General features: G+C 54.0%; 26 protein-coding genes. 15 read left to right on the top strand and 11 right to left on the bottom strand.

Translation table 11 applies throughout. From position 1 onward, the window contains the following. Nucleotides 1-537 (bottom strand): photosystem I assembly protein Ycf4, encoded by a 537-nt coding sequence (locus SynBIOSU31_RS04420; protein WP_186492275.1) that lies wholly within the window; start codon nt 535-537, stop codon nt 1-3. Between the two features lie 221 nt (nt 538-758). Here SynBIOSU31_RS04420 and psbD point away from each other — a divergent pair, with 221 nt between their 5' ends. Beyond that, nucleotides 759-1,814, top strand: a complete 1,056-nt coding sequence (psbD, locus tag SynBIOSU31_RS04415) for a photosystem II D2 protein (photosystem q(a) protein) (RefSeq protein WP_006041823.1) — start codon at nt 759-761, stop codon at nt 1,812-1,814. Further along, nucleotides 1,798-3,186, top strand: coding sequence for a photosystem II reaction center protein CP43 (psbC, locus tag SynBIOSU31_RS04410; RefSeq protein ID WP_186492274.1), 1,389 nt, complete (start codon nt 1,798-1,800; stop codon nt 3,184-3,186). Before psbD ends, psbC begins: the two co-directional genes overlap by 17 nt. Nucleotides 3,187-3,287: 101 nt before the next feature. Here the strand turns inward: psbC and SynBIOSU31_RS04405 are convergent, their stop codons facing one another. After that, nucleotides 3,288-3,548 carry a hypothetical protein gene (locus SynBIOSU31_RS04405; RefSeq protein ID WP_186492273.1) on the bottom strand — a complete coding sequence of 87 codons (261 nt, stop codon included), beginning with the start codon at nt 3,546-3,548 and terminating at the stop codon, nt 3,288-3,290. Between the two features lie 78 nt (nt 3,549-3,626). Further along, nucleotides 3,627-4,199, bottom strand: a complete 573-nt coding sequence (locus SynBIOSU31_RS04400; protein WP_186492836.1) for a Maf family protein — start codon at nt 4,197-4,199, stop codon at nt 3,627-3,629. Here SynBIOSU31_RS04400 and SynBIOSU31_RS04395 point away from each other — a divergent pair. Further along, the gene (locus SynBIOSU31_RS04395; protein ID WP_370593675.1) at nt 4,141-4,635 is read left to right on the top strand and encodes an Npun_F0494 family protein; all 495 of its coding nucleotides are present in this window, start codon (nt 4,141-4,143) and stop codon (nt 4,633-4,635) included. The genes SynBIOSU31_RS04400 and SynBIOSU31_RS04395 overlap by 59 nt on opposite strands. On the opposite strand, the gene SynBIOSU31_RS04390 is transcribed toward SynBIOSU31_RS04395, so the two are convergent. The 5 genes from SynBIOSU31_RS04390 to SynBIOSU31_RS04370 are packed head-to-tail and all read right to left on the bottom strand — an operon-like array spanning nt 4,576 to nt 15,206. Continuing rightward, the gene (locus SynBIOSU31_RS04390; protein ID WP_186492271.1) at nt 4,576-7,920 is read right to left on the bottom strand and encodes a type 2 lanthipeptide synthetase LanM family protein; all 3,345 of its coding nucleotides are present in this window, start codon (nt 7,918-7,920) and stop codon (nt 4,576-4,578) included. The two genes, SynBIOSU31_RS04395 and SynBIOSU31_RS04390, sit on opposite strands and share 60 nt — an antisense overlap. A 45-nt stretch (nt 7,921-7,965) precedes the next feature. Beyond that, complete coding sequence (locus SynBIOSU31_RS04385) at nt 7,966-10,110, bottom strand: ATP-binding cassette domain-containing protein (RefSeq protein ID WP_186492270.1); 2,145 nt, start codon at nt 10,108-10,110, stop codon at nt 7,966-7,968. A gap of 4 nt (nt 10,111-10,114) precedes the next feature. Beyond that, nucleotides 10,115-12,307, bottom strand: a complete 2,193-nt coding sequence (locus SynBIOSU31_RS04380) for an ATP-binding cassette domain-containing protein (RefSeq protein WP_186492269.1) — start codon at nt 12,305-12,307, stop codon at nt 10,115-10,117. After that, nucleotides 12,307-13,704, bottom strand: a complete 1,398-nt coding sequence (locus SynBIOSU31_RS04375; RefSeq protein ID WP_186492268.1) for a hypothetical protein — start codon at nt 13,702-13,704, stop codon at nt 12,307-12,309. The genes SynBIOSU31_RS04380 and SynBIOSU31_RS04375 overlap by 1 nt, the downstream gene beginning before the upstream one ends. Beyond that, nucleotides 13,701-15,206 (bottom strand): TolC family protein, encoded by a 1,506-nt coding sequence (locus SynBIOSU31_RS04370; RefSeq protein ID WP_186492267.1) that lies wholly within the window; start codon nt 15,204-15,206, stop codon nt 13,701-13,703. Before SynBIOSU31_RS04370 ends, SynBIOSU31_RS04375 begins: the two co-directional genes overlap by 4 nt. A gap of 283 nt (nt 15,207-15,489) precedes the next feature. On the opposite strand from SynBIOSU31_RS04370, the gene SynBIOSU31_RS04365 reads away from it, so the two are divergent. The 8 genes from SynBIOSU31_RS04365 to SynBIOSU31_RS04330 all read left to right on the top strand — a co-directional run bounded on the left by SynBIOSU31_RS04365 (nt 15,490) and on the right by SynBIOSU31_RS04330 (nt 22,594). Continuing rightward, nucleotides 15,490-16,971 carry a cobyric acid synthase gene (locus SynBIOSU31_RS04365; protein ID WP_186492835.1) on the top strand — a complete coding sequence of 494 codons (1,482 nt, stop codon included), beginning with the start codon at nt 15,490-15,492 and terminating at the stop codon, nt 16,969-16,971. Beyond that, nucleotides 16,968-17,219 carry a 2Fe-2S iron-sulfur cluster-binding protein gene (locus tag SynBIOSU31_RS04360; protein ID WP_186492266.1) on the top strand — a complete coding sequence of 84 codons (252 nt, stop codon included), beginning with the start codon at nt 16,968-16,970 and terminating at the stop codon, nt 17,217-17,219. The genes SynBIOSU31_RS04365 and SynBIOSU31_RS04360 overlap by 4 nt, the downstream gene beginning before the upstream one ends. Nucleotides 17,220-17,314: 95 nt before the next feature. After that, nucleotides 17,315-18,418: a chloride channel protein gene (locus SynBIOSU31_RS04355; protein WP_255477359.1), complete on the top strand. Its 1,104-nt coding sequence runs from the start codon at nt 17,315-17,317 to the stop codon at nt 18,416-18,418. Beyond that, nucleotides 18,419-19,291, top strand: a complete 873-nt coding sequence (locus SynBIOSU31_RS04350) for a DMT family transporter (RefSeq protein ID WP_186492264.1) — start codon at nt 18,419-18,421, stop codon at nt 19,289-19,291. Between the two features lie 86 nt (nt 19,292-19,377). Next, nucleotides 19,378-20,121, top strand: a complete 744-nt coding sequence (locus tag SynBIOSU31_RS04345; RefSeq protein WP_186492263.1) for an MBL fold metallo-hydrolase — start codon at nt 19,378-19,380, stop codon at nt 20,119-20,121. 24 nt (nt 20,122-20,145) lie between these two features. Beyond that, a complete protein-coding gene (locus tag SynBIOSU31_RS04340) occupies nt 20,146-20,808 on the top strand; it encodes a secondary thiamine-phosphate synthase enzyme YjbQ (protein WP_186492262.1) in 663 nt (220 codons plus the stop codon). A gap of 24 nt (nt 20,809-20,832) precedes the next feature. After that, nucleotides 20,833-22,107 (top strand): MFS transporter, encoded by a 1,275-nt coding sequence (locus SynBIOSU31_RS04335; protein WP_186492261.1) that lies wholly within the window; start codon nt 20,833-20,835, stop codon nt 22,105-22,107. Nucleotides 22,108-22,351: 244 nt separating this feature from the next. Continuing rightward, on the top strand, nt 22,352-22,594 hold the full coding sequence (locus SynBIOSU31_RS04330; RefSeq protein WP_370593674.1) for a hypothetical protein: 243 nt from the start codon (nt 22,352-22,354) through the stop codon (nt 22,592-22,594). 109 nt (nt 22,595-22,703) lie between these two features. Here SynBIOSU31_RS04330 and SynBIOSU31_RS04325 read toward each other — a convergent pair whose 3' ends face one another. Then, nucleotides 22,704-22,871, bottom strand: a complete 168-nt coding sequence (locus SynBIOSU31_RS04325; protein ID WP_186492259.1) for a hypothetical protein — start codon at nt 22,869-22,871, stop codon at nt 22,704-22,706. 107 nt (nt 22,872-22,978) lie between these two features. Between SynBIOSU31_RS04325 and SynBIOSU31_RS04320 the strand changes: the two genes are divergently transcribed. The 3 genes from SynBIOSU31_RS04320 to SynBIOSU31_RS04310 all read left to right on the top strand — a co-directional run bounded on the left by SynBIOSU31_RS04320 (nt 22,979) and on the right by SynBIOSU31_RS04310 (nt 24,313). Beyond that, nucleotides 22,979-23,221 carry a hypothetical protein gene (locus SynBIOSU31_RS04320; RefSeq protein WP_186492258.1) on the top strand — a complete coding sequence of 81 codons (243 nt, stop codon included), beginning with the start codon at nt 22,979-22,981 and terminating at the stop codon, nt 23,219-23,221. 437 nt (nt 23,222-23,658) lie between these two features. Further along, complete coding sequence (locus SynBIOSU31_RS04315) at nt 23,659-23,826, top strand: chlorophyll a/b-binding protein (protein WP_255477357.1); 168 nt, start codon at nt 23,659-23,661, stop codon at nt 23,824-23,826. A gap of 226 nt (nt 23,827-24,052) precedes the next feature. Further along, nucleotides 24,053-24,313: a hypothetical protein gene (locus SynBIOSU31_RS04310; protein ID WP_186492257.1), complete on the top strand. Its 261-nt coding sequence runs from the start codon at nt 24,053-24,055 to the stop codon at nt 24,311-24,313. Nucleotides 24,314-24,726: 413 nt separating this feature from the next. Here SynBIOSU31_RS04310 and SynBIOSU31_RS04305 read toward each other — a convergent pair whose 3' ends face one another. Continuing rightward, complete coding sequence (locus SynBIOSU31_RS04305; protein ID WP_255477356.1) at nt 24,727-25,071, bottom strand: YnfA family protein; 345 nt, start codon at nt 25,069-25,071, stop codon at nt 24,727-24,729. A gap of 629 nt (nt 25,072-25,700) precedes the next feature. Between SynBIOSU31_RS04305 and SynBIOSU31_RS04300 the strand changes: the two genes are divergently transcribed. Then, nucleotides 25,701-25,973, top strand: coding sequence for a DUF1651 domain-containing protein (locus SynBIOSU31_RS04300; RefSeq protein WP_186492256.1), 273 nt, complete (start codon nt 25,701-25,703; stop codon nt 25,971-25,973). A gap of 20 nt (nt 25,974-25,993) precedes the next feature. On the opposite strand, the gene SynBIOSU31_RS04295 is transcribed toward SynBIOSU31_RS04300, so the two are convergent. Continuing rightward, nucleotides 25,994-26,197, bottom strand: a complete 204-nt coding sequence (locus SynBIOSU31_RS04295) for a hypothetical protein (protein ID WP_186492255.1) — start codon at nt 26,195-26,197, stop codon at nt 25,994-25,996. Nucleotides 26,198-26,247 lie beyond the last annotated feature (50 nt).

The following is a 26,247-nucleotide window of genomic DNA, read 5'->3' as shown; positions in this document are numbered from 1 at the left end:
TCAAAGGCCTTCAAGATTCACATTCAGAAAGCGTGCAAGCTCAGCTCCGTCTTGCTCGAGCTGAGCGAGAGGGAGAGGTTCGCCCACTCTGGTGAGCGGCATGTCGCGTCGACCCTGCACACGCAGAGACACGCGACGTCGGGTGTTGAAGCCGTCTCGGACCTCGACCTTGACAGCTTTGATGTCCTTGATCGGAATCTCGACACTGATCGGTTTGCGAAAGCCCCTGCGAGAGATGGTGACGACGCCTGAGGATTTGTCGAAGCGATTCATTCCGGCACCTACGTCAATGGCGATCACCGTCCAGAGGTAGGTGGCTAAGAGAGCTGCAGCAATGCTGTACAGGCCCATCACTAGACCCTGCGGAATGAAAAGAAGTCCAGCAGGGTGACCAAGAGGAAGCAGATCACGCCCTAGGTAACTGGAGAGTGAGGCAAACAAGAAACCGACACCACCGATGGTGACCATGGCGGCGACCAGGACATTCGACAGCCGCCGTGATCCGACGACAGGTTGTTCAAGCAGATCAGCGGCCATCACAGCCCGGAAGCAGCGCCCATTGTGACCGCTGAAGCGGCATGGGTGGCGAAGTTCGGAAGCACTGCCACAAAGGCTTCAAACAAAGCGAAAGAAACCCCGAAGAAATGTTCCGATACAAGGGATTTCAGGTGCAGTGATTCACCCCCGCAACACCCGCTGAAATTGTTAATGTCGCCGGGTATCCCACAGCCTGCGGCTATCCGCACCCGTTCTCACTCATGACGATCGCTGTAGGACGCGCGCCACAGCGGGGATGGTTCGACGTCCTCGATGACTGGCTCAAGCGCGACCGCTTCGTTTTTGTCGGCTGGTCCGGCATTCTTCTCTTTCCAACGGCCTACTTGGCCATCGGTGGCTGGCTTACAGGCACCACCTTTGTCACCTCTTGGTACACCCACGGCATCGCGTCGTCGTACCTGGAAGGTTGCAACTTCCTGACTGCTGCTGTGTCCACCCCCGCTGATGCGATGGGTCACAGCCTTCTGTTGCTCTGGGGCCCTGAAGCCCAGGGTGACTTTGTTCGCTGGTGTCAGCTCGGCGGCCTCTGGGCCTTCGTTGCCCTGCACGGTGCTTTCGCCCTGATCGGCTTCATGCTGCGTCAGTTCGAAATTGCTCGTCTGGTCGGCATCCGTCCTTACAACGCCATCGCCTTCTCAGGCCCGATTGCGGTGTTCGTCAGTGTCTTCCTGATGTACCCCCTCGGCCAGAGCAGCTGGTTCTTCGCGCCCTCCTTTGGTGTGGCAGCGATCTTCCGCTTCCTCCTCTTCTTGCAGGGCTTCCACAACTGGACCCTGAACCCCTTCCACATGATGGGCGTCGCCGGCATTCTCGGCGGTGCACTGCTTTGCGCCATTCACGGCGCCACCGTGGAAAACACCTTGTTTGAGGATGGTGAGCAGGCCAACACCTTCAAGGCGTTCGAGCCCACACAGGAAGAAGAGACCTATTCGATGGTCACCGCCAACCGCTTCTGGAGTCAGATCTTCGGAATTGCTTTCTCCAACAAGCGCTGGCTGCACTTCTTCATGTTGTTCGTGCCTGTGATGGGCCTGTGGACCAGCTCCATCGGCATCATCGGTTTGGCCCTCAACCTGCGCGCCTATGACTTCGTGTCACAGGAAATCCGCGCTGCAGAAGATCCCGAATTTGAGACCTTCTACACCAAGAACATCCTTCTGAATGAAGGTCTGCGTGCCTGGATGGCACCGGCTGACCAGCCGCACGAAAACTTCGTCTTCCCTGAAGAGGTTCTGCCCCGTGGAAACGCCCTTTAATTCCGGTCTTATCGCCACTGGCGGTAAAGACCTCGACTCCACCGGCTATGCCTGGTGGGCTGGCAATGCTCGTTTGATCAATCTTTCAGGCCGTCTGCTAGGTGCCCACGTGGCGCACGCAGGTCTGATGGTCTTCTGGGCTGGCGCCATGATGCTGTTCGAAGTGAGTCACTTTACTTTCGACAAGCCCATGTATGAACAGGGTCTCATCCTGTTCCCTCACGTCGCCACACTTGGCTATGGCGTGGGTCCTGGTGGCGAAGTCACCGATCTTTTTCCCTTCTTTGTCGTTGGTGTTCTGCACCTGATCAGTTCCGCTGTGCTTGGCCTCGGCGGTCTGTATCACGCTCTTCGCGGCCCTGAAATTCTTGAGAATTACTCCACGTTCTTCTCTCAGGACTGGCGTGACAAGAACCAGATGACCAACATCATTGGTTATCACCTGATCCTTCTGGGTGTTGGCTGCCTGCTCCTGGTCTTCAAGGCCATGTTCTTCGGTGGTGTTTACGACACCTGGGCACCAGGTGGTGGCGACGTTCGACTGATCACCAACCCGACTCTCGATCCGGGCGTGATCTTTGGCTACTTGTTCCGCGCACCCTTTGGTGGAGAAGGTTGGATCATCGGTGTGAACTCCATGGAGGACATCATCGGTGGCCATATCTGGTTGGGTCTCACCTTGATTTCCGGCGGCATCTGGCATGTCACCACCAAGCCTTTCGGTTGGGTGCGTCGTGCCTTCATCTGGAACGGCGAGGCATACCTGAGCTACAGCCTTGGTGCTCTGAGCTTCATGAGCTTCATTGCATCGGCTTACATCTGGTTCAACAACACGGCTTATCCCTCTGAGTTCTACGGTCCAACTAACGCCGAATCTTCACAGGCACAGAGTTTCACCTTCCTGGTGAGAGACCAGCGTCTCGGAGCCAATATCGGTTCTGCCATGGGCCCAACCGGCCTCGGTAAGTACCTGATGCGTTCACCAACTGGTGAAATCATCTTCGGTGGTGAAACGATGCGTTTCTGGGATTTCCGTGGTCCCTGGCTTGAGCCTCTTCGTGGCCCCAATGGCCTGAGTCTCGACAAGCTGCAAAACGACATCCAGCCTTGGCAGGTTCGTCGTGCTGCTGAGTACATGACTCACGCCCCCAACGCGTCACTGAATTCTGTTGGCGGCATCATCACCGAGCCAAATTCGGTGAACTTCGTGAACATCCGCCAGTGGCTTGCAGCGACTCAGTTCGTGCTCGCTTTCTTCTTCCTGGTGGGTCATCTTTGGCATGCAGGACGCGCGCGCGCTGCTGCTGCAGGTTTCGAAAAGGGTATTGATCGTCAGGCAGAGCCTTCATTGGCCATGCCAGACCTCGACTGATCGTTCCGATCAGACCCAATCGAGATCACATCATTCGATCGTCATCCAGCCCCACTGAAAAGTGGGGCTTTTTTAATGGATCGCTCAATGCTCGATCGACGTTAAAAATCCATATCAAGCAAGGTGTGACCTTGGGGGGGCTGATGCCGCACCTGACCAGCGTCTGGAAGCTGAACCGATCGAACAGAACGACTCCATTCATCCGTGGATTGCGTGAAATAAGTCTGCTCTGCATGGAGGCTCAATGAAGCATTGCCTTGATCAGTTGCACTCACCGACAAAGGCTCCATCGCTGATGCGCTAATAGCAAGCGTTGCTGAAAACAGAGCTGTGCCGATTGCAGGCAGGAAAAAACGAGGCATGGCCAGAGGTGTGAAGAGGGCCTGACTTCGGATTAGCTACGGCAAACGAAAAATGGCAATGTCTTGGCTTGCGCCGTATCAAATCTGCGATAGCCAACGGCGCAGCAGCGGCAGGCTTAGCCCGATCACGTTGGAAAAACAACCGTCGAGACGTTCCACAAGGGATCCTCCAAGACCTTCCAAGGCAAAGCCTCCTGCACAGCGAAGCGGTTCGCCACTGGCGACATACGCTGCGATCTCGTGGTTGCTCAGATCAGCAAACAACACCCGAGTCGTCACACATGCAATCCGCGGCTCCTGTGATGTGATGCCATGCCCTGGCAGCAGGCAGTGGCCCGTATGCAGCTCACCCCAGGATCCACGCATCTGTTGCCAACGTTCCACAGCCTGTGCGGAATCAGCTGGCTTTCCGTACACCTGACCGGCCAAGACAAACAACGAATCACAGCCGATCACCGCTTTGATGTCATCGTCTTTGAGCTGGCTCTGGACAGCGATCGCCTTGGCCTGCGCCAGACGCCGAACCAGTTCGGTCGGAGCGGAATCCTGAATGGTCTCTTCATCGACACCGCTGACCTGAACGCGATGGGGGATGGCAGCCTGTTCCAAAAGACGGCGTCTTGCCGGGGACGCTGAAGCCAGAAGCAACATTGGTGTCTCAGTTCGCGGCGAAGAGAACGAGAATGGCACTGACAGCACGTCACGCGTGACTCTTCAGGACCCCAGCGAACTTACAAAGCATGCAGTCAGGCGAGCACGCCAAGCGGTGCGCTGCCTTCCTTTCCAACGCAGTTTCTACCGCAACGTGGAAGAGGAAGCCCTCAGCAGCAGCGAACTGGTGGCTGGTTCCGACTGGCCATCCCAGACCAGACGACGCCTGAATGCCAGGGAAACAGAGGATCTGCTGATCTGGCTGATTCAATTGGGAGTGTTGCGCCGGGAGGTTGATGGCCAGGGGCTCACGGAACGAGTGCGTCTCACCCCTCTTGGCAGGGAAGTGCTAACCCCGTGGCCGGAAACGCTCCCTTCAGCAGGCCTTGGGAGCCGTCTGGCGCACTGGTGTCGTCGACACCGCCCCCGCTGGTGAGAGCAAGCCAATGGTCATAAGTGTGCCGAGACGATCATCGCGATTCAGCTGATCAAGCAGAGCCAGACCCATTCCGGAGATTCCTGTAAAACAACCCGGCAGCAACAGGTTGCCTTCGGACGTGCCGAAACCTCGGAAAGCTCCGCCGCTTTGGTCTGCAATGGAGACAGCCTGAGCAACAAGCTCAGACGATCTGTCGATTGCAGCCGTACGCACTGACTCTGGGACAGATTTCGCCCATGGCCCCTCAGCTACAACGCGAAGAATGCCGGCGTTTCCGAAGGTGCCGCAGCAAAGATGATCACAGAACGGCAGCTCCAGCGCAGTGAGTGTCTGCAGAGCATTAGCCATTTCATCAACGCACAGCTCATCCCAGAGCGGAGAGCCAAACAAACAAGCCCGGCTCAAGGCGATGCCAGGTGCTCCATGGCACCAGGAGGTCATGAACTTGGTCGGCTGATCAGGTCGGTGATCTCGGAAATCAGGCCAGTTGAGGTGTTTCGGATCAAATCGCTCCCGTTCGTAGCTGAGAGCCTTAGCCGCTGCATCGAGGAAACGCTGCTCACCCAGCTGTTGCCCCAGCTTGACAAGCGCAGCAAGATATCCAGCGGTTCCATGCGAAAAGCCGAGCAATGGCTCCTTGGCACGAACACTCCAAGCTCCCTGTTCGTTTTGCAGACCCAGGAGATGATCTCCGGCAACAAGAGCCAAGTCCAGGGCTTCTATCGAACCATCCCTGAGAAGAGGTCCAATCAGACCGGCAGAGCCCGCGATCATGTCGAGACCGAGGTCAGAGCGAATATGTTCAGGCAATAATGCCCCGATGAGAGAGGTCTGTAGCTCCTGGAGCATTGGCTTTTGTGATTCCGGTCCCCAGGTCGCCAACTCCTGCAGCGAAAGCAGAGAGCCACCGCAACCACTCAAACCAAGAGGCTGATCCCGCCACCAGCGCAAGCGAAGCCCCTCCCGGTCCTTTTCCCCCATCTGCAGAAGGGGTTTCAAACAACTGTCGATCAGTTCAGCTGGACCAGATTCATCAGCGAAATGGGCTGCCAATAAAGCAACACCGATGGATCCACCGTAAAGCGAAGTACCAACAGGGCCGAAGCAGAAACTCTCACCATCACTGCCAAGATCCATTCCCAGCCAGTCGATAAGACCATCCGTATCGCGAATGGCAATCTCTTCGAGCATCTTGAGCTGACGACGGCTCTCCTGGTGGAGTTGTTCCGGCGTGAGCTTCACGACGCCAACATCAGGCGCAACGACATCTCGGAGACTACGGCCAGCTTCAGTGGAGATGCGGGCACGGCTCGTACCGCGGATTAGTTGCTCCTGGAAAGCAACGGCTGCTGAATCCAATTCAGCAATACGCTGACGACTGGACTCAAGACCACTGGTTTCCATAAACCCTTCAACAGGCTTCATGTCGTCAACTAAGGGCAGATCCTGTCCATCGATGGCATGCACAAAAAATGGAATATCCAGACGCTCCATCTGACGCAGTTCAGCTTCAAATACAGGCCAATGCAGCGGTTGTTCGCTAGCCATCAAAAAGCTGCGGCTCAACTGCTCGAGCACGAGTCCCTGGCGCAGAAACGAACGCAGCGCCGCTGGCTCAAGTTGCTGACGCTGCAATGCGAAATAAACTCGGGTAGCCCTAAGCACAATGCGACGAGGCAGCCCACGAAACTGATCGAGAACTCCACCGGGTCTGATCCAGTCCTCACGCGTCCGTTCGAATACAGCGCACTGCTCACGGAATCCCTGGCAGAACGTCTCGAGATGGGCATTAAGACCATTGGTTGCACCAACACCCATGGGAAGACTCGTGGGCAACAGTGATGGACGGCTGATCTGCGCAGCCATCATCCCATCACTGTTCAACCCGAGCCAACCCGGCCCCTTCGTCTCAGAATTGAGCGGGGGAGCAATGCCCAAAGCGCTGATGTCAACAGCAACCTTGGCCTGGCCAATAAACAGCCAATTTGGCATCAGACCTGATCGAAGCACCGAGTTTTGAAAACGCTTCTGAAGATCCGACTGAGCCAGAGCTGTTTGTTGGTCGGAGGCATCTGAAACATGATCAGGCAAATCAGCCTCGAGAAGAGTTTCAGTATCGATCAACAGCAGCTGATCACCGCAGGCGATCAGGTTCTCGTAGTGGCAATCGGTACAACCCAGGAGATGAAGGACGGATGTCAATCGTCCTGCGTTGCGATAGAAGCGCTCCTGTTCAACATCTCCTTCACAGAGACGATGCTCGACATGTTCCATGTATCCGTAGTCGTTACCGCAGTAAATCCGCAAACTGCGCAGCGGCTTCAGTGGGCTGACGCTGTTGAGATGTTCAAGTGCCTGCTGATAAGCCAAGTCCACGCCCATGTCCTTGGGCTTGTAAACCACCTGTACGGAAGAACTTCTATCAGATTGAGCGAACTTCAGAATGCTCACAACCTGACCATGGTTATGGGGATCACTCAGGCCCTGATGGACTCCGGAAAGAACCATGTCAGGCTCGACACCAAAAAGCTGGTGCAAGGGAATCGAGTCAGCATCAATCCGCCGGAGCAGCATCTCATTGGCACGATGCCAATCACAACAAACCTGCCCTAAATAACGACCCAGAACGGGAAACGTCTCCAATAGCGTTACCAATCCATCCCGACGCTGCTCCCTGATGAACCGCTCGTAGTACTCCCTAACAGGAGGACCCTGACCATCACCACCTGAACCAAGATGGGCCAGCAACATCGCTCCAGGAGGCCGCTGCAGGTTGAATTGCTCGAACAGGGCCTGCTCAGAGATGTTGGTCAATCTGATGAGCAGTGACCGACCTAGTGATCGATAAACCTGATCGTCGATACTGCGATGTTGGAGATCGACCACGTGGCTGCACAGACGAGCGACGAAAGCATCAACCGCTGGAAGCCACAAATCGCTGAAAGGGAGCTGATCCGGATTCGCCTGAGACACCTCCGCGACATAAGGCTCAAGCTCGCGTTCAGCATGACTGCGCAAAGCTTCCTGCAGAAACGTCAACTCCTGACACCAGATCTCCTTGCTTAAGGCTTCATCGGGTTGCTCAAGCTGATCTATCACTCTGCACAGAGCCTCACGGTCAAGTCCTGACCATGCAAAGCGACGCTCAAGTTTTTCAGGTTCCTGAGGAGCTATCGCTTCCAACCATGCTTCACCTAGCCCCTGCTGCCGGTCTTCGAGATCGTCGCGAGTAATAGGTGTGCCAAGAGATGATTCAGAGGTAGAAACCTTTTCGGCATTCATCCTTTGATGCAAGAAACATGGTTTCTTTGCCGATGTCATCGTCACTCAGTGTCCCTTAGACAGAATCTCTGCAAGGTAACCGTGATGCTTAAGTTCGTCCCAAGTTCCATTTTCTGCAGCTACACCATCGCGAAGAACGATGATCGTGTCCGCATCGCGGATGGTCGCCAGACGGTGTGCAACGCTAATCCTTGTAATCCCCAGAGACTGCACCGTTTCATTGATGCGCTGTTGTGATCGAGGATCCAGAGCACTGGTGGCCTCATCCATCAGCAGCACACGAGGTTGATGAATCAAAGCTCTGGCGATCGCGATTCTCTGTGCCTGGCCACCAGACATGTTGCCTGCCCCCTCCATCACAATCGTCTCAAGCTTCATCGGCATGGCTGCCACCTCATCAGCCACAGAGGCCGCTTCAAGCGCTGCCCAGATTCGATCTTCTTCGGTGACAAGGCCGGCGGAGACAATGTCGTAAATCGAGCCGCAGTTTAGATGCGCAGTCTGCAGAACAACACCGAGCTGACGGCGGTAATGCCGGATTGCGAGCTGAGGCAAGGCAAGCCCGTCGATCAGTAAATCGCCCCCCTGAGGCTCAATAAAGCCCAAGAACATATTCATAATCGTGGATTTTCCACAGCCGCTCGGACCCGTGATCACCGTGTGCTGACCAGGTTTAATTTCGAAATTGAGGTCGCGATAAAGCGGTTCACTAGCGTCCGGAAACTGGTAAACAACATCTCTAAAGAGAAAATGACCCTCTAGTTCGTGATGCACCGCATCAGGTTCATAGCCCTTCTCCACTTCGGCATAAATCACAGGTTCTGCACGCTGCCAGAGAACGCTGCCGCGACCCAAAGTATTGGCAGCAAGATTGGCTGCTTGAGAGAGGGATGAATTGAATCCCGTGAATGCAGCATTAAAGGAGATGAAACTCACCAGAATCAGTTCAAACTCTGCTGAGGTACTGGCACCAGCCAAGAGCTTATGAGTTACCAGGGCAAACAGCATTAAGGAAGCCAGTGGACTCACTAGCGTTCCGAACATTTCAATCGCATCGTTGTAAAAGTTGCTGCGCAATTGCAGCAGCGCATAACGATTAATCTCGCGCAGCCAGCGAAGCAGGACAAACGGCTCTGTAGCGGAACTGCGAATCTGCGCCAGTCCCATGACCGATTGGAGCGAGAAATTAGTGATTTCAGCTCCAGTCTCCAACAATGGTTTCTGCAATTGAATATCACGAATCGTGAGATAAAGCAGAGATGCCAGAGAAACAAGCGTGAACAGAGCAGCCCAGATAGCTAGAGAGCGGTCATAAATCACCATCAGAACGAAGTAACCCACGCTGAAGACCGTAGAAAGCAAGGTCGAGAGAACACCACTTCCGAGTAACTGACGCAATTGATTGATCGATTCAACACGTGACGCAAGATCACCAGTGGTGTATTTAGAAATGAAGTGCATTGGAAGACGCATTACGCGATCAAAAACCGCGGTCTGTAATCGCAAGTCCGTAACACTTTCAATCCGCAGCATCATGATGGTTTGTAGATACTGAGCAGCAGCAACACCCACCACAACTACGATTACAATTGCCAAACCTTCAAGTAGTAGGGCACTGTCGTTCTCAGGCAAGATCCGATTCACCAAAACATTGGTGAAGATCGGGATGGACAGATGAAATGCCATCACTGCTGCAGAGGCAATCACTAGAGCCCAGATGGCATTCAACTCCGTGCTGAATGCAAATCTGACCACAGCTAATGGACCAACTATCTTGGCCGGTAACGAGGGATAGATCTCGTAGGCATCACTGTCCAGACGGACATCCACCGGCACAAGCCAGTGCCGTCCCTGAGTTGCGGAATAGAACCAGTTCCGGCCCCGATCGCGATACAACGCCAGAGGTTCACCATTCGCCTGATCTTTGACGATCAGCATGGGAAATTCAGATTTCCATGGCTCACGCGGTGAGTCGACTCGGCGATGATGAATATCGTTGTGATCGAGCTGGAAACTGATATCAGCATCAGGCATGGCAATCAGCGATCGCGCAGGTGCCTTTAAACGCCGAAGACAGAATCCGATCAATCGCAGATCACGGTGAGGATCGGCCTGTTCCACAACCTCAAAGATGAGCTCCTTCTCTAGGTGATCGACCTGCTGAAGAGCGCGTTTTCGAGAGTCAGTCATGCTATCAAACCTCCACCTGATCGCGCCGTTCTGCTGCCACAAGCTTCGTGAACGCTCCATCCGGATTAGCCAACAGGGCATCAGGATGACCACGCTCAACCACCTTGCCGTGGGCGAGAACAAGAACCTGTTGGCTGCTCAGTGCTGCGTCAAGCCGATGGGCGCAACTGACGACAGTAATGCCGCGCTTTTGAACGGCGTCAATCACCTGACGCTGTGTCAGGTTATCGAGTGAGCTGGTGGCTTCGTCAAGAAGCAGAATCGAAGGTCGACGAATCAGGGCACGACATATCTCAAGACGCTGGCGTTCTCCACCACTGAGATCACTACCATTATCCCGCAGTTGTCGCTGAAAAGCCTCTGGTTGCGAGTTGACCATCTCGAGCAATTGAGCATCAGCCGCTGCAGCCTGAAGGTCTTCGTTAGTGAAATCAGGATTCCAGAGAGTGATGTTGTCACGAAGGCTGGCATTGAAAACAAACACCTGCTGCGGCACATAAGCGATGCTCCCGCGCACGACCTGGTCATCCAGTTGATCCCAGGTTTTTCCGTCGAACAGAATCTGACCTTGAAGCGGGTCAACCAGACCTGCAAGCATCCGGATCAAGGTGGTCTTGCCGGATCCACTCGCACCAACTAACGCCAGACTTGATCCAGCCGGAACATCCAGATCGATGGCCGGGATGAAGGGAGGATCAACGGCATTGAATCCATAGGCAACACCTTCAAGCGTGATTCGTCCTTGGAGACGATCTTGCGTATCGATTCCACCCCTGGCAGCCTGAAAACTGCGCACATGTGGATCATCCGCAGTGGTCGTGAGGTCCATCAATCGGCCCAGATTGCCGATCAGACGCTGAACGGTAGAACTCAACTGAGGGAGTGTGGAAATCGGTGCCACCAACTGGGCTTGAAGGAACTGAAACGAAACAAGCAGACCCAGAGAGATTCTTCCATCGATGATCAACAGACCACCGACAGTGATCACCAGACCTTGAAGCAACAATGTGGCACTACTGGCACTGATGCTGGACCAGGCGAGCTGGGCACCAAGCAACTGGTTCTGTTCAACAACCGATCCAAAATTCCCCTGCCACTGACTCAGAAAGTCGAACTCAAGTCCGGAGGCTTTGAGTGTTTGAATGGAGTTGATGCCCTGCAGGGCACGGCCCTGCGCCTTTCCCTGCTCAATGGCAAGTTTGCGGTTGGCGTCATAACGGCGAACTGTGAGCCACCAATTGAACAAAAGGTTGGTGACAAGCAGAGCTGCAACAAGTGCGGTCAGCCAAAACGAAATCAGGCAGGTAACGACCATCAAAAGCAGCGCCGCCCAGATGGTCACCACAAAACGCAGCAATTGTGCAACAACAACCTGGGTAATACTCATCCCCAGCAACATCCTGGACGCCAGTTCTCCACCCATGCGAACCTGAAAAAACGACCATGGAGCAGAGAAAAGCTTTTCGAACAAGTCAACTGTGAGCTTCTTGGAAAGCAAAAGTTCAAGCCGACGCAATAAGACAAACTGCACGACCAAAAGAATGAGCCAAAGTACGCAGCTGAATCCCAACAACCAGACGATGGGAATACCGAAATAAAGCCTTTCTTCCTGAAGAAAATCAGAGATGAAAGAGGATGTCAGCCCTGCAACTAAAAGATTCGGAATGAGCAGAATCGAGGCGACAAGAAGCAGACTCAGCACCTGCCTCCGATAAGGCAGCAGCAATCCAGGCAGCATCCAAAGCGGAGATTCGTCATGGCCTCCACGCTTGAATTCCGGGCCTGGATTGAACTCCAGCACTACACCGGTGAACTGATCGAAGAACTCTCCTTTCAAGATGCGAACCCGACCTTCAGCGGGGTCGCTCACATAGGCGTATTTCTGATCAAACCCCTCAAGTACAAGGAAATGATTGAATCCCCAGAAGACGACACAGGGAAACTGTCCCTGCAAAACAAGCTGCTCGCCGGAACAGCGAAAGGCCTTGGTCTGAAGCCCGTAGCTTCGAGCTGCCAACAGCACACGCTGAGCATTGGAACCATCGCGATTGACACCACATTCGCGCCGTAGCTGAGGCAGTGGCACGATCCGACCGTAATAACGGAGGATCGTGGCCAGTGATGCCGCACCACACTCGGTCGCTTCGTACTGCAGAACGGTGCTGGCCTTGACCCGGCGAGAAGCAGAGGACGTCATCAGCCAGACACCTCTGGACTGGCGTCTAGCAAGGACGATGATTGATCCGATTGACGATCTTGCTTTAGTCGCGGTTCAGGTGGAGCCAGCCCCAGCAACAGCCTCAGTCGTGGAATCACCAAGGAAATGGGCGCTACACGACGGGTTGTAATCGAGACATTGAGCTGATCAGCGGTTTTAGGCGAGAAAGGCAAATCGCTCTTGGAATTCCAGACATAACCCCCACGGTTCCCGCCCCGGTCTTGATCAGAGCGTTGCAGTTCAACAATCGCAAGCGTGGGACTGGGTTCACGCTGTTGAATGACCTTCGCCAAGCTGCTGGAACCAATACGCGCTTCCAGATCCTTATCGCCGCTCGGCAGTTCAGACATCTGCACAACGCGTCCAAGAATTCCACCCACCTCAGAACGACGCATTCCCACCGGGGTGACAAGCACCGACATACCAACAGTGACTTGAGCAGATTCACGCTCGGAGAGGAATACAGGGACCTGCACTGGATTACTCAACGAATGACGACTCAGTAGCAAGAGAGGATCCCCCTGCGAAACGCCTTCGCCATTATTGGGAATTACCTGACGGATATACAAGTCGTAATCGGCAAAAACAAACCCATTCGAAATCATCTGAGCTAACGACTTGCGCAACTTGATGAATGACTGCTGCAATTCAGTCTGTAAGTGAACTAAAGAATCTCGATTAGAAAAAACTTTTGATTTGAGGTTATCGACTTCAGCTTGATTTTGGAGAATTGTTGGCCTGCTAACGAAACCCTTTTTCGTCAGATCGAGCATTGAATTGAGAAAAGACTGTCGACTTTTAAGTTCCTGTTCGAGGATCGACTGTTTTTGAATCAGTGTTTTTTGCTGAATACGATTGAGACGACCAACCGAAACAAGGGTGTCAACCTGGGCCTGCAACGACTCCTGCTCTTGAAGCGACTGCAACCAGATCAACAAAGTCCCCTTGGGGTAAATCCTGTCACTGGAAAGTACACCATTGGCTTGGGAAGGGGCAGAGAACTCTGACGTTGAATAAGTAAGGAGGATGCGACGCGAGAGATCCAGTACAGCTGCATCTGATAACTGATCTGGCTGACGCTGGAATTGCTGAACATCAGCAACCCAGTTATTTTGCTTTTCAGCAAACATCCAGCGGGCAATGCCACCCACTTGGGAACGTACTCGGTTGATCTCACCCACTGGCAGCAGAACACCGGTTCCTTTAACCTCAATCGGTATTTTTGCCAGAAATGCCCACAAAACACCAACTGCGGCCAAAGCGACCCCAAGCCCCAAGGTAGTTCGCAGAGGCGGAGAAAGAACAACAATTGGAGTGGTCTTATCTCCGGCCTGGTGACGGTTGCGCAGGGCACGCTTTTCGAAGATTTCTCTCATCTAAGGTTTTTCTCCTGCTGACGCACTAATTGATCACTTTCACCCGGCCAGGTTGCCGAGTAACGGTAGAGCTGGGCTACTGAATTATTGTAATTAAGAATGGAGTCAGATAGTGAGACGGAAGCAGTTCCCAACTGCTCAATCGTTTGAACAATGGACGTGATATCTCCAAGACCAATCTCATAACGGGCCCGGGCTGCTTCCTGAGCCACTTGCGCCGACTTGTACGCCAAACGAGCACTATCGACGGCAACTCGCGAAATTTCATATTGCCCAAAACTGGAGCGAACCTGCTGAACTGCCTTGAGACGATTCATCGTGGCCTTGGAACGCTCCATCTCTTCCTGGGCGTTATCAGAACGAGCCGTGGCGGCATCAACTCCTCCATCCCAGGTCCATTCAAATCCCAGGCCAACGGCACCATCCCACTGAGTACGAAGCTGCTCATACTGAGTGTTGTCACCACCGGGGAAACCGTTAATCACACCGCTTTCCATCGAAAGAGAACCCTCTCCGTATAGCAGGATAATTGGCAAATAATTGTTTACCTTGCTGATCCCATCCCAACGCGCTTCCTCTGCCGCAGCAAGACTGGCAAGAATCTCCTCTCGTGATTCGATGGCGCGATTAATTGTTTGAGGCAGCGTCATAGACCAGTCACGATAAAGATTGGCCTTCTCATCAGGCAAAGCAAGTGCGTCAGCCGGCAAGCCAAGACGCATCGCAAGAGTTGATGATTCCTCAATGAATTGTTTGGTGTATCCCAGCAACTGATTCAACTGATTGTAGAGCTGAGTTTGTGTCTGAGCCAGAGCCAGCATGGACACCAAACGAATTTCATAACGCGCTTTATTGACTTCAAGCAGCTGACGGTTAATATCGTAAATTTTGTAAAACTTTTCAATCAGTTGTCGAGTACTTTGCAGAGCAAAATACGAAGACTGAATATTGAGAATCAAATCGCGAGCACTGACCTCGAAAAGCAACTTTTGTTGGCGCAGGGCTTCAGACGCCGCGTTAATATCAGGTTGACGAGAAGGGTCAATAAAATTCCATGAAATAGAAGCATTTGGCTGAAAGTTTAAAGTGTTTTGATATTGAGATATCGAAAGAGGTTCACTACCTATAGCGCTGCCGGGAGTTGTACTGACAGATGTTCGATTTGGATCATTGTAGTATTTAGTCGTATAAGTAACAACATCCAAGCCGAGTGTAGGCGCTCCGTTACTGATTTCAAAAGTGGGGTACCATTGACGTTGCGCAGCAATCAATTGCCATTCATAATGCTGAATAGATCGAAAGGCTGAAATCAGTTCGGGATTATTGCGAATCCCCAGCGCAATCGCTTCATCAAGAGATATTTTACGAGCAGACTGATCAATTTTCTGTCGCATGGCATCTAGTCTTGCCAGAAGCTGATCAGCCTGATGTTCGGCGGAGAGAGTGTATTGCTCGGATACTTGACCGGCTGATGCCCCAGGGTTGACCTGAACAGCGGTCACAGGCTCTGCGACTTGCGCATAAGTCGCAGAGAAGGGGTAGCTGATTGACAGCAAACCAACAGCCACTCCGAACACGCTTTTGTGTTGCCTGGTTCGGAGCAAGGACTACCTCTTTGAGCGTATTTATCAAATCAGGAAAAGTTGACTTGTCCACCACAATCCGGAACAGGTGTCGTCACAACCCTTCAGAATCTCAATGACGTCATGAACGAAGCACCGCAATGCTGCATCTTGTGCATCAGGGCGAAACGAAGTGAGCAGGTCATCCCGCCCGACTCCACTCATGGTTCTGGGCACCAGCAGTGGAGCAGGTAAGTCGCTGATGACTGCAGCGGTGTGCAGAGTGCTGAAACGTCGAGGCGAAACACCGCTCCCTTTCAAGGGGCAGAACATGAGCAATAACGCCTGGGTTGATCAGCACGGCGGCGAAATGGCGTATTCCCAGGCATTGCAGGCTTGGGCCGCCGGGCTCGAGCCGATGCATGTCATGAACCCTGTATTGCTCAAACCTCAGGGCGACTCAACTAGCGAGGTCATTCACCTCGGCGACTCTGCTGGGACATGCAGGGCAGAGCACTACTACAGGGACTGGTTCGACTCTGGCTGGGCGGCCATCCGCAGTGGTCTCGAAGATCTTCAGGCCAGTCATCCTGGAGGAAGACTGGTGCTCGAGGGGGCCGGCAGTCCAGTGGAGGTGAACCTGCAATCACGCGATCTCACCAACCTGCGACTGGCCAAGCATCTGCAAGCCAATTGCCTGCTGGTTGCCGATATTGAACGTGGAGGCGTGTTCGCCCAGATCGTCGGCACGCTCCAGTTGATGAAACCTGATGAACGGCGACTAATCCGTGGGCTTCTGATCAATCGGTTTCGGGGCAGGAGAGAGCTTTTCGACGAAGGACGACGCTGGCTTGACACCAACACGGGCATTCCGGTGCTGGGAGTAATGCCATGGCTTGACGAGCTCTTCCCGCCTGAAGACTCCCTAGACCTGCTTGAAAGGCGAGGACGCAAGCGCAGCGCCGAGCTGGAGATTGCCGTGTTGAGACTGCCCTTACTCAGCAACTTCTCGGATCTCGACCCCCTGGAAGCGGAGCCAACGGTTGAGCTGCGCTGGATCTCACCGGGCGAACCGCTTGGATCTCCTGATGCCGTGGTAATCCCCGGAAGCAAGCAAACCCTCCGGGATCTTGCTTCTCTGCGCAGCAGTGGACTGGAAAATCAGCTAGTCCGTTACGCCAAGAATGGCGGTGAGCTGTTTGGGATTTGTGGTGGCATGCAGATGCTTGGGGCTGAACTACATGATCCCCATGGACTAGAAGGTGATGGGCCTCCAGGGCAGTCCGGTGGGGTGATGACCGGTCTTGGCCTGCTCCCCCTGCGAACGGTGTTCAGCGGCGAAAAAGCGCTGAATCAGCGGCAAGCGCTTGCGCTTTGGCCGAATCAGCAACCACAGCTGGAGGTGGAGGGCTTCGAACTGCATCGGGGAACCAGTGAAGCCATCGAAGATTGCGATGCATTCAGTGCTGATGAAGGTCTGGGCTGGGTCCGTGACACCACTTCAGGAACCTACCTACATGGAATCTTCGAGAACGGACCCTGGCGACGACGCTGGCTGAACCGCTTGCGACGCAGGCGGGGCCTAGCGGACCTCAGTGAACAGCAACCTCACCACAGTCGTCAGAGAGACGCACTTCTGGACCGATTGGCAGATGCCTTCGAACAGCATGTGAATCTGGAACCACTGCTGGACACATCCACGTGACCTCTGGGCACAACAGGGTGGAAATCTTGTGGCCGGACGGCCAGCGCAGCGTCAGCTACAACGGCGAGGACTGGTTGTCGGCGGCGCGGCAGGCCGGCGTGCATGTGCCCACTGGCTGCATGGGAGGGAGCTGCGGCGCCTGCGAGATCGATGTCGATGGCTCCACCGTGAGGGCCTGCATCAGCACCGTGCCTGCGTCAGCATCAGGCCAGCTCAAGGTGGAGTTGGCCACCGACCCTTACTGGTGATCGATCCGCCACCAACCCAACCACGGAGTCTACTTAGAGGCACTGCTCGATCGCTATTGGCTGGAGCCGCGGGGGGAGGGCTTGCAGCGCTTGTGGTGAGCACCACACTGATGCTTCAAAAATGGATCTGGGGTGCATCGGTCGAGCGGGGTTTACCCACCGATCGTTCCTTGCTGTGGTGCCTGGCCTGGTCGGGAACGATCGGCGTGGCTCTCAGCCTGCTGCAACGGCATCGTTCAAACAGTGCGCTGCCCGAGATGTCGGAGACGCTCGCTGAACTACAGGAGCCGGAAGGGTTAAACACGCATCACGGCCTCAGGCAAGTGATCGGAGGCATGCTGGCTATCACGGGCGGGGGAACACTGGGTCCGGAGGCGTTAATGACACGCCTCGTCGCCGTTGCGAGCCATGCCATCTGGAAAGGCGCGGATCGCGACCTGGTAGCTGCCGCAATGGCTGGCTCTTTGGGATTGTTCCGCTCACCTCTAGTAGGCGGCGCTGCCATAGCAGGATGTCAGTGGGAGCTGATTTGGCGCTGGCTGCCAGGAACCATTGGTGGCGTTGCTGGTTTTGTGGCTTTCCACGGTTTAAGTGACCTGGGCGGAGGGATGCGAGGCGTGGCCTATGCCTGGCCCTCTGATCCCTCGCAACGATTGGGTGCGTTGCTGGCGGCAATACTCGCTGGGCTTGCGGGTTGGTTGGCAGGTCAGTTGATCAAATGCTGGCGGCAGTGGCTGCACCAGCTTGAGCTTTTACAACGCTTCTGGTGGATACCAATCGGCACAGGGTTGCTGATTGGTTTCTGCCTCTGGGGTTTACCACTGGCAGGCTTCTCGGGGGAGAACCAGTTACAACCCCTCGTGCTGAACAAATGGACGCTGGATACGAGCGTCCTGATGCTGTCAGCGCTGGCCAAATTACTGATGGTCGGACTTTGCCTTGAGACCGGATGGAGAGGCGGCCAGTTTTTTCCGGTGATCCTTGCCAGCAGTGCATTTGGAATGGGACTGCACCAATGGATTCCCTGGATTGGCAGCATCGACACCTGGAGTGCTGGTGTTGTCGGAGGGTGCCTTGCGGTGCTGCTCAATTCTCCCCTGCTCGGACTAGTGCTCGGCCTCACTCTGTTGCAGGGCCATGGAGCCGGAGCTCTGGTGATCGGACTGCTGGTGGGTCTGATCCTGCAACGGAGGCACTAAGTGGGGATCCTGGCGGGATTGGTCGCAGCTTTGGCATGGACACTGGCGAGCAGTCTTTGGCGAAGTCTGTCCACCTCCCTCAGCGCGATTCAACTCAACGGGCTAAAGAACCTGATCGCCTGCGCAGTATTGCTGCCGGTGCTGGTCACACTCCCCTGGAACGAAGAGGTGCAGAGCCTGATGCTGCTGCTGATCAGTGGAGGGCTGGGAATTTCCCTGGGAGACAGCTTTTATCTGGCCTCACTGAGACGTCTCGGAACACGCAGAACACTCACCCTGGAATCGCTCGCCCCCGTCGCAGCAGCAGCTGGGGGTTGGTTCACCATGGGAGAGCAGCTGTCAGTTCAGGGCTGGGCTGGTGCACTGATCGTCACGATCTCTGTGGTTTTGGTTGCACTGCAGCAACCACCTGAAGCCACACGCCTACTGGACCGCAGCCGCCGTGTTCAGTTGCAGGGCTTTGTGCTGGGGTTGCTGGCTGTGGTCTGCGGTGTGGCAGGCGCCGCCGTCTCGCGCAGTGTTCTCATCAACAGTGAGCTCACACCTCTGCAAAGTGCTGCCTGTCGTCTGCTGGGTGGCTTGCTGCTTCTGCTTCCCTGGCTGCGGTTAGCAGCAAGATTTCCACAACCCCGCCCGCGGAGTGTGCGCTGGCCGCGGGTGCTGACTGCAACAGTGCTGGGGACCGTTCTCGGAATCCTGCTGCAACAGGTCGTGCTGCAGAGGTTGCCTCTGGGCATTGGTATCACGGTGCTGAGCACCGCACCGGTGATGGCCCTTCTGGTGGCACGTGCTGAGGGGGATCAACTGAAACCATCCGTTCTTATGGCTTCGATCCTGGCCGTAACAGGCGTTGGTCTGGCAGTGCTGAGCTGAGAGTGCTGAGCTGAGTGAGCTGAGCGGGCAAGTGCTCGGGTGAACCAGTGCATTGACTAGCGTCACAAGGCTTGGATTGGCCGGGGATGACAGACACAGCCACGTATCTCGGAGCCAATGGTTGGCTGCTGGAGATGGCAGAACTCAGGGTGCTGCTGGACCCATGGCTCACTGGCCCGTTGGTGTTCCCACCGGGTGCCTGGTTGCTGAAAGGTGAGATGCCAACTCTGGTGCCAATCCCCGATCAGCTTGATCTGCTTCTACTCACGCAGGGGCTCCCAGACCATGCCCATCCTGAAACGCTTCAGGTGTTGTCGAAGCAGATCCCCGTGGTGGCCTCAGCAGCCGCCGCTCGCGTGGTGCAGCGTCTGGGATTTGAGACCATCACCGAGCTGCAACCCGGCGATACCACTACGGTTGCTGGATTGAAGATCCAGGCCACCGCTGGAGCAGCAGTCCCGGCAGTGGAGAACGGCTACTTACTTGACTGGCAAGGAGGGTCCCTGTATCTCGAACCCCATGGTGTCTTGGATCCGGCGATCGATCAGCGCAGCGTCGATACCCTGATCACTCCAGTGGTGGATCTTGGCTTGCCGGTGCTGGGAGCATTTATCACAGGCGCTCGCGTGATGCCTGATCTGATCAGCCGATTCCAACCCAAGACCGTGCTGGCTAGCACGACAGGTGGCGATGTGAAGTTCAGCGGAATGATCAGCAGCCTGCTCAACGCCGCTGATGCGTCGACAGATTGCGGCGATCTTCCCGAAGACTGCACACTGATCACGCCCAAGGTGGGGCGAGCGATTCCATTGCCGTCGGGATCGCGCTAAATAAAGAGCTGCGGGGCCAATGGTATGGCGTTAGATCAACTGCTGACGCACCTGGAGGTCAACACGCACGGACCCGGTTTCACCCCCCTGAACCACAAACTCAATCAGTGCCTGCGTCAATCCGGACTCATGACCGGAGTGATACATCTCACCTGCCTACACACCAGTTGCAGCCTCACGATCAACGAAAATGCCGATCCTCGGGTTTTGGACGATTTGGCGGCATGGATGAATGCAATGGTCCCCCAGGACGGAGCTGGGCCTAGCGGACCGGACGGTAGACGTCGCCGTTACCTGCACAACGACGAAGGTGACGACGACATGCCAGCACACATCCGCACAGCGCTCACTACACAGACCATGAGCCTGAGTGTTGAAAACGGCAGACTACTGCTAGGTACTTGGCAGGCGATCTACCTCTGGGAACATCGCTCATCCCCACATCAGAGACGACTGGCCTGTCATCTAATCGGGAATCTGTCAGATCCATCCAGCGATCGAGATCAGGTCTCAGCATCAGGCAGAAACACCACAGCGACTCTCCTGGCTCGACGCAACGGACAAAGACTGAATGACGTGGTTCAGGCGCGCCACGTTCCTGGAGCATGGGCTGAGGACGGTGGGATTGAGACAGACGTGGATCTACTGATTGACCGGTTGCATGAGATCTCCGATCAACCGCAATGACCCCGCCACCATGAACGCAACACGATGACTATCCAACCCCGCGCCAAAAGCACTAGCAGAGTGCTCTTGGCTGGCCTGATCGGCAACGTGATGGAGTGGTATGACTTCGCCATCTACGGCTACTTCGCGACCACCATCGGCAAGGAGTTCTTCCCTTCCAGTGACCCAAATGCCTCACTGATCGGAGCCTTCGGGGCCTTTGCTGCCGGATTTTTAGTGCGGCCTCTCGGGGGGATGGTGTTCGGTCGCATCGGTGATCTGGCAGGAAGGCAGCGAGTTCTACAACTGTCCGTAATGGTGATGGCCGTGCCTACCGTGCTGATGGGTCTACTCCCGACGCATCAGCAAATCGGCATCGCGGCTCCAATTGCAGTTGTGCTGCTTCGCATGGTTCAAGGCTTGTCAGTGGGAGGCGAGTACACCAGCTCAATTATTTTCCTCAGCGAAAACGCCCCGCCCCGTCAGCGTGGTTTCTTCGCGATCTGGGGGCTCTGGGGATCCGTGCTGGGAATGCTGATCGGCTCCGGCTTCGGTGATCTGCTGGCCCACACACTCAACCCAGACCAGTTAGCAAGCTGGGGATGGCGTCTGCCGTTCCTGCTTGGAGCACTGGTAGCCGCCAGTGGCGTAGTAATTCGCAGAGGGATTGGTGCTGAGATCATCGAACCGCAAGCCAAATCCCCAATTCGGGACACCTTTGGTCGCTATCGCCTGCAGGTCCTGCGTGTGATGGCGCTGAACATTGCCAGCAGCATTGGGTATTACGCCGTGTTCGTGTACGCAGTGAGCTACCTGGAGGAAGTCGATGGCCTGAGTACTGCAACATCCCTCAGCCTGAACACCGGAGTACTGGCTGTACTGCTGCTGCTTTATCCGGTTTCAGCCTGGCTCTCCGACCGCATCGGACGCAAACCCATGCTGATCAGCGGCTCATCGCTGCTCTGTTTCGGGGCACTGCCCTTGTTCAACCTGATACACAGCGGTGATCCTCAGCGCGTGCTCTGGGGAGAATTAGGGCTCACCGTGGCGGTAGCTCTGCTGGCAGGCGGCAAGAATCCCGCCAACGTTGAACTGATGCCTGCCGAGGTTCGCTGTACCGGCTTGGCCGTTGCATTCAATGTTGCAGAAGGTTATTTCGGCGGAACTACCCCACTAATTGCAACCTGGTTGATTGCACAGTCCGGCAATCCTGTTTTGCCCGGCGCATGGGTGGCCTTCGGCGGACTATGCACCCTGATCACTGCATGCGCCTTCACACGCGAAACAGCATTTCGTCCGCTGTCGACTGAGACAGCCTGAGTGAGGCGGCCTGACTGAAACAACCCAACTGAAACAGCCCAAGAAGAGCTTGCCACCTAAAAAACATGAACCGATCAGCTGCTATGAATCCAGAGATTGATAACTGGCCTGTGATCCAGATTGCAGTGAATGATGTAAAGCTCTGGTTGTTTCTCTCAGTGACAAGCTCAGGAAGCTTCGAAGTCGTCGGTGCGAGCTGATGTTTGTTTTTGCCGCGCTTGGACTAATCACACCGCGTTTGATCATGGTATTGCTCTGGCTTTTTAGTCCTGAAGTGGTGCTTGAGCCCTTCGCTTCCCTGGCAATTCCCGATCCGATCATCCCAATTCTGGGATTTGTTTTACTACCAACAACAACACTTGGCGTCTGCTGGGCGACCTTTTCATTTGGAGGAGTGCAATCGTTCAGTGGATTGCTGATTGTTCTGGTCGGTCTTGTGATTGATGCAGGCCTGATCGGAAATGGCAGGGGCATCGCAAAACGCTGACGATCAGCGTTCCTTCCCGTCATCCATCGAGCGGCGAACAAGATATTGCGTTAGTGCAAGAAGAGCTAGAAAACCACCGGCAACAAACAGAAGCAGCACGCGGGACAGGTCAGGAACGTTGCTGCAGAAGCCTATTGAGCCGGCCCCGCATCCGATTGATCTGTAAACGTTGCTTCTCGTTTCGGTCAATCTGGCGAAACGAAACGACAAGCACGGTGATGTTGGCAGCCAATCCAACCGCGAACAGACTCAGCAACAGAGGGTCGATCGGTTCCATGGAACGACAACGGAACATTGGAAGCAAGATTGAATGCAGCCAGCACAGGGCAGCCTGCGTCGAATCCAGACTCAGTCCAACACAATGGGCTGGAATGGATTTGAACGATGAGCGTTGAAGGATCCCTCAACGGCCAGCCCCTGCATCTAAAGGCTGCAAGCGATGTCAGAGTCGCCGAAAGAGTGGCAAGTCACCTGCGCAGACGCATCCAGGAAGACGACTGGCGCCCTTACAAATCCAAAGAAGAAGCCTTACTTGCATGGAGCCGACTCGGCGGAATACGCCTGCAAGTCATGCAGGCACTGGGCCTACTGAAAGCTACGGACAGTGAATCAATGGGTGAGCGCTGACGCACAAGGAGTGACAAGAGCACCCAAGGGATGCCATGACAAGAGCAGATACCGGCCCATAGCTTGAACTCAACACAGGTACTGACTGCTCAGCCCAAGGAAGACACCTTGATCGATGCTTTACGAGGGTGCAGAAGCGTGGCTGAGCTGAGAGCACTCGAACAACGGATTGCAAGCAGTGATTCGATTCCACTGTTCGACTGGATCTGCGATTTACTCGTCCAGCGGCGGATTTCTAGGGGCCTGGCAGCGAGGCTCTTAGGTCAACTTCACAACAGATGATCTCCTCTGAGTGGCTAGGCCGCGAGACAACAGCATCGAAACACGCCTGAACCCTTGCGACATGGGCTTGATGCCATGCGAATCATGCCCATGTGCTATTTGCAGCACCCCCACGCGAACAAGTTTGCAAAAATAAGTGAAGTTTCGTAAACACCATGGCCAATCAACAAGCGGATAGCAAAAGCGCAATGGAAGAGACCTTCGGCATGCAGACCTGGGTTGATGGAGAAACCTGGAATGGTCGATTGGCGATGCTTGGCTTTGTTGTAGCAATCGTGATCGAAGTAGCGGCCGGTCAGTCACTTCTGCCAAAAGTCTGGTGAGAAGTTGAGAGGTCACTCCAACTGGACGTGACTCTCAAATCAAAGGCCATGGTCAAAGACAGCCTTACGGGGTCGGCACCAGCGCCAACCCCTCAGCTCTTAGGCTCGAACCAAAGCGAATGTAAATCTATGATGATTAATTATAGCTAAAACCAATGATATTCATACAGCCGCATATTCCCTATGCGACAAAACTATAAGCTCAATACATAGCTCAGATCACCTCTTGAGTTCAATTAATGTCATTAGCCCATGGACAGTATATAATTCCAGAAAAGATCAAGCAATGGAAAATGAATTGAGCGATTACCTCGCGAAATCACTTCACTCCGCAGAAGGATACTCGTCCGAAGAGTGCAATGGTGGCGCAGTGATCGAACTGCTTTTTGACTTGCAACTAATGAAAATTGAGACTCTCGAAGAATTCAAAAAAAGAGAAACTGAAGTAGCAGTGCAAGAACTCATTCAAGAGTATCAGAACAGATAAAAAACCAACGAGTCATGAAAACTGGTCAGCAGCTAACTTCGCCAGCTCAAACAGTGAAGGCTCTTAGCAATGACATGTTGCATCAACAACAACAGCGTGAACAAAGATGAGTCAATACTCCACAGAATGGCATCTTGATGAAGCGGCTCTCGATTGGCTGGATCAGCTTCTCGACCAGACATACCGCAAGGGTGTTAGCAGCCGAGAGCTCTCCGCTCATACACGTGCACGAGAAATGGTTGATTTATGGCGTGCACAGATGGGATCCAGACGCCATCAAGAAGAACCATAAATCTGAGGCAGCATATGAAAACCGTCAAAAAAGAATTCTCAATCACCGACAATCAAACATAACAACTGAAGATTACTGCTGAACCAATACTCGAACTAATAGCGAATCACGTTGACAGAGATTAACGAGGCCACAGCGTAATCACAAAAACACCAAGAAGTGCAATCCCCACACCTATTACATCACCAAGATCCGGCAAGTAGCCATCAAATTGCCTGGCCCAGAGAAATGCTAGAACGATAAAATATCCACCATAGATTGCATAAATCCTACCGAAGTCGGAAGTGGGCTGCAAACAAGGCACAAATCCATAGCTAATCAATGCCATCACTCCAAACGCGGCATAAGCCCAATTTTTCCCTTCCCTGACACTTTGCCAAACGAGCCAACCTCCACCGACTTCCAAAAACCCCGCAGCAACAAACAGGAGTACAGATAACGCAATCGCTTGTGGGGTCCAAGACAAGGAAGTCTGCTCAGGCTGTGTACTGGCTGTATCAATTATAGAGTTTACTTTGAAATCATCAGATTTATTATTAATTACTGACCACCAAGATCCCTAAGTTATCTATAGCCAAATTTTTTAGATCTGTCAGCGGCCATTAGCGCGCAAAACAAAAAGCTATCAAGGCGTCAAGGCCTCCAAAGCATATTAAATTGAAAATGAAAAAGATATGGGAATTCAAAAAAAGACTTTCTATCGTGAAAGGAGGCAGGAAGACAGATTGATTTCGCAGGGCGAAGCAACCCATCATGAAACTATTGCTCACCACCTGTCCACATGTTGTCTTCTGGACCACCAGTCCAAGCCGATGAGCTCAGTCTGGGCTCCTCAGCCAAAATTCCATTCTGAAGATCTTGACTGAGTTCAGAGGGTGTGACCGGCCCATCAACGCCAATCATCAGAAGGCTGATCATCAGAAGAGTTTGCATATCTCATGGGCAACACACCCTTGATAGCTAGAAACAGCAACAGGTTCGATTAAGCATCCATGGAAATTTGCCACAATCGCGGATGCAGCGAGTGATGACAAACGTGCTGAGTTGAAGACATTCAACGACAGCTGAGATCCCGGCGAAGCCAGACTTCTATTCATGTTGGACCAATGCTTAAATCCGTTTGAACCATTCAACAAGCCTGGTGGAGAAGGCTGGCTCGTAAATGGTGACCAACAACTGCTTGTGCAGTTCAAGACCGACTCGTCAATGACTCCTGGGCAGTGGGTGGAGTTGAGGACATACACATGGGTTCGTCCACAACCACCAGTCCCTCAATCAAGGCAAAAGTTATCGAACCAGATCGCCAGTGAGACCTGGAGGCATATGGTTCAGGTCGGCTGGCGTCGATGCGCACCGCCAGTTCGCTAACGAAAAACTCAAGCAATCAATCAGCGAGGAACGTAATCCATAGGGTCATCGACATTGCCGAAACCGCAGGGTGTGTCAGCGCGACCGCCCGGCAGCATATTGGCAGGAATCATGCCGTCTCTGTAGATCTCGCAGAGCTCCTCAGGGGTCCGACTATCAACCCAAGCTTGAAAAGTTGAATCATCAGAGGCAATCAGCTGGGCAATCAACAAAAGTTCGTGCACGGCTATTGGTTGTGCTGACCGCACTAACTCTGCATCAAATCTGCTCCACA

The organism is Synechococcus sp. BIOS-U3-1 (genome assembly GCF_014279975.1).
In the GTDB taxonomy this organism is placed as follows: domain Bacteria; phylum Cyanobacteriota; class Cyanobacteriia; order PCC-6307; family Cyanobiaceae; genus Synechococcus_C.
The sequence above is the reverse complement of the archived record's forward strand: the minus strand, read 5'-3'. Positions and strand labels throughout refer to the sequence as shown.

Coding starts and splice junctions, on each gene's coding strand:
- SynBIOSU31_RS04365 (WP_186492835.1), top strand. CDS start 15,490: ATGGTTCTGGGCACCAGCAGTGGAGCAGGTAAGTCGCTGATGACTGCA.
- SynBIOSU31_RS04340 (WP_186492262.1), top strand. CDS start 20,146: ATGGCGTTAGATCAACTGCTGACGCACCTGGAGGTCAACACGCACGGA.
- SynBIOSU31_RS04385 (WP_186492270.1), bottom strand. CDS start 10,110: ATGACTGACTCTCGAAAACGCGCTCTTCAGCAGGTCGATCACCTAGAG.
- SynBIOSU31_RS04420 (WP_186492275.1), bottom strand. CDS start 537: ATGGCCGCTGATCTGCTTGAACAACCTGTCGTCGGATCACGGCGGCTG.
- SynBIOSU31_RS04345 (WP_186492263.1), top strand. CDS start 19,378: ATGACAGACACAGCCACGTATCTCGGAGCCAATGGTTGGCTGCTGGAG.
- SynBIOSU31_RS04320 (WP_186492258.1), top strand. CDS start 22,979: ATGAGCGTTGAAGGATCCCTCAACGGCCAGCCCCTGCATCTAAAGGCT.
- SynBIOSU31_RS04330 (WP_370593674.1), top strand. CDS start 22,352: ATGGTATTGCTCTGGCTTTTTAGTCCTGAAGTGGTGCTTGAGCCCTTC.
- SynBIOSU31_RS04300 (WP_186492256.1), top strand. CDS start 25,701: ATGTTGGACCAATGCTTAAATCCGTTTGAACCATTCAACAAGCCTGGT.
- SynBIOSU31_RS04325 (WP_186492259.1), bottom strand. CDS start 22,871: ATGGAACCGATCGACCCTCTGTTGCTGAGTCTGTTCGCGGTTGGATTG.
- SynBIOSU31_RS04375 (WP_186492268.1), bottom strand. CDS start 13,704: ATGAGAGAAATCTTCGAAAAGCGTGCCCTGCGCAACCGTCACCAGGCC.
- SynBIOSU31_RS04390 (WP_186492271.1), bottom strand. CDS start 7,920: ATGAATGCCGAAAAGGTTTCTACCTCTGAATCATCTCTTGGCACACCT.
- SynBIOSU31_RS04380 (WP_186492269.1), bottom strand. CDS start 12,307: ATGACGTCCTCTGCTTCTCGCCGGGTCAAGGCCAGCACCGTTCTGCAG.
- SynBIOSU31_RS04400 (WP_186492836.1), bottom strand. CDS start 4,199: ATGTTGCTTCTGGCTTCAGCGTCCCCGGCAAGACGCCGTCTTTTGGAA.
- SynBIOSU31_RS04405 (WP_186492273.1), bottom strand. CDS start 3,548: ATGCCTCGTTTTTTCCTGCCTGCAATCGGCACAGCTCTGTTTTCAGCA.
- SynBIOSU31_RS04335 (WP_186492261.1), top strand. CDS start 20,833: ATGACTATCCAACCCCGCGCCAAAAGCACTAGCAGAGTGCTCTTGGCT.
- SynBIOSU31_RS04315 (WP_255477357.1), top strand. CDS start 23,659: ATGGCCAATCAACAAGCGGATAGCAAAAGCGCAATGGAAGAGACCTTC.
- SynBIOSU31_RS04395 (WP_370593675.1), top strand. CDS start 4,141: ATGGCAGCCTGTTCCAAAAGACGGCGTCTTGCCGGGGACGCTGAAGCC.
- psbD (WP_006041823.1), top strand. CDS start 759: ATGACGATCGCTGTAGGACGCGCGCCACAGCGGGGATGGTTCGACGTC.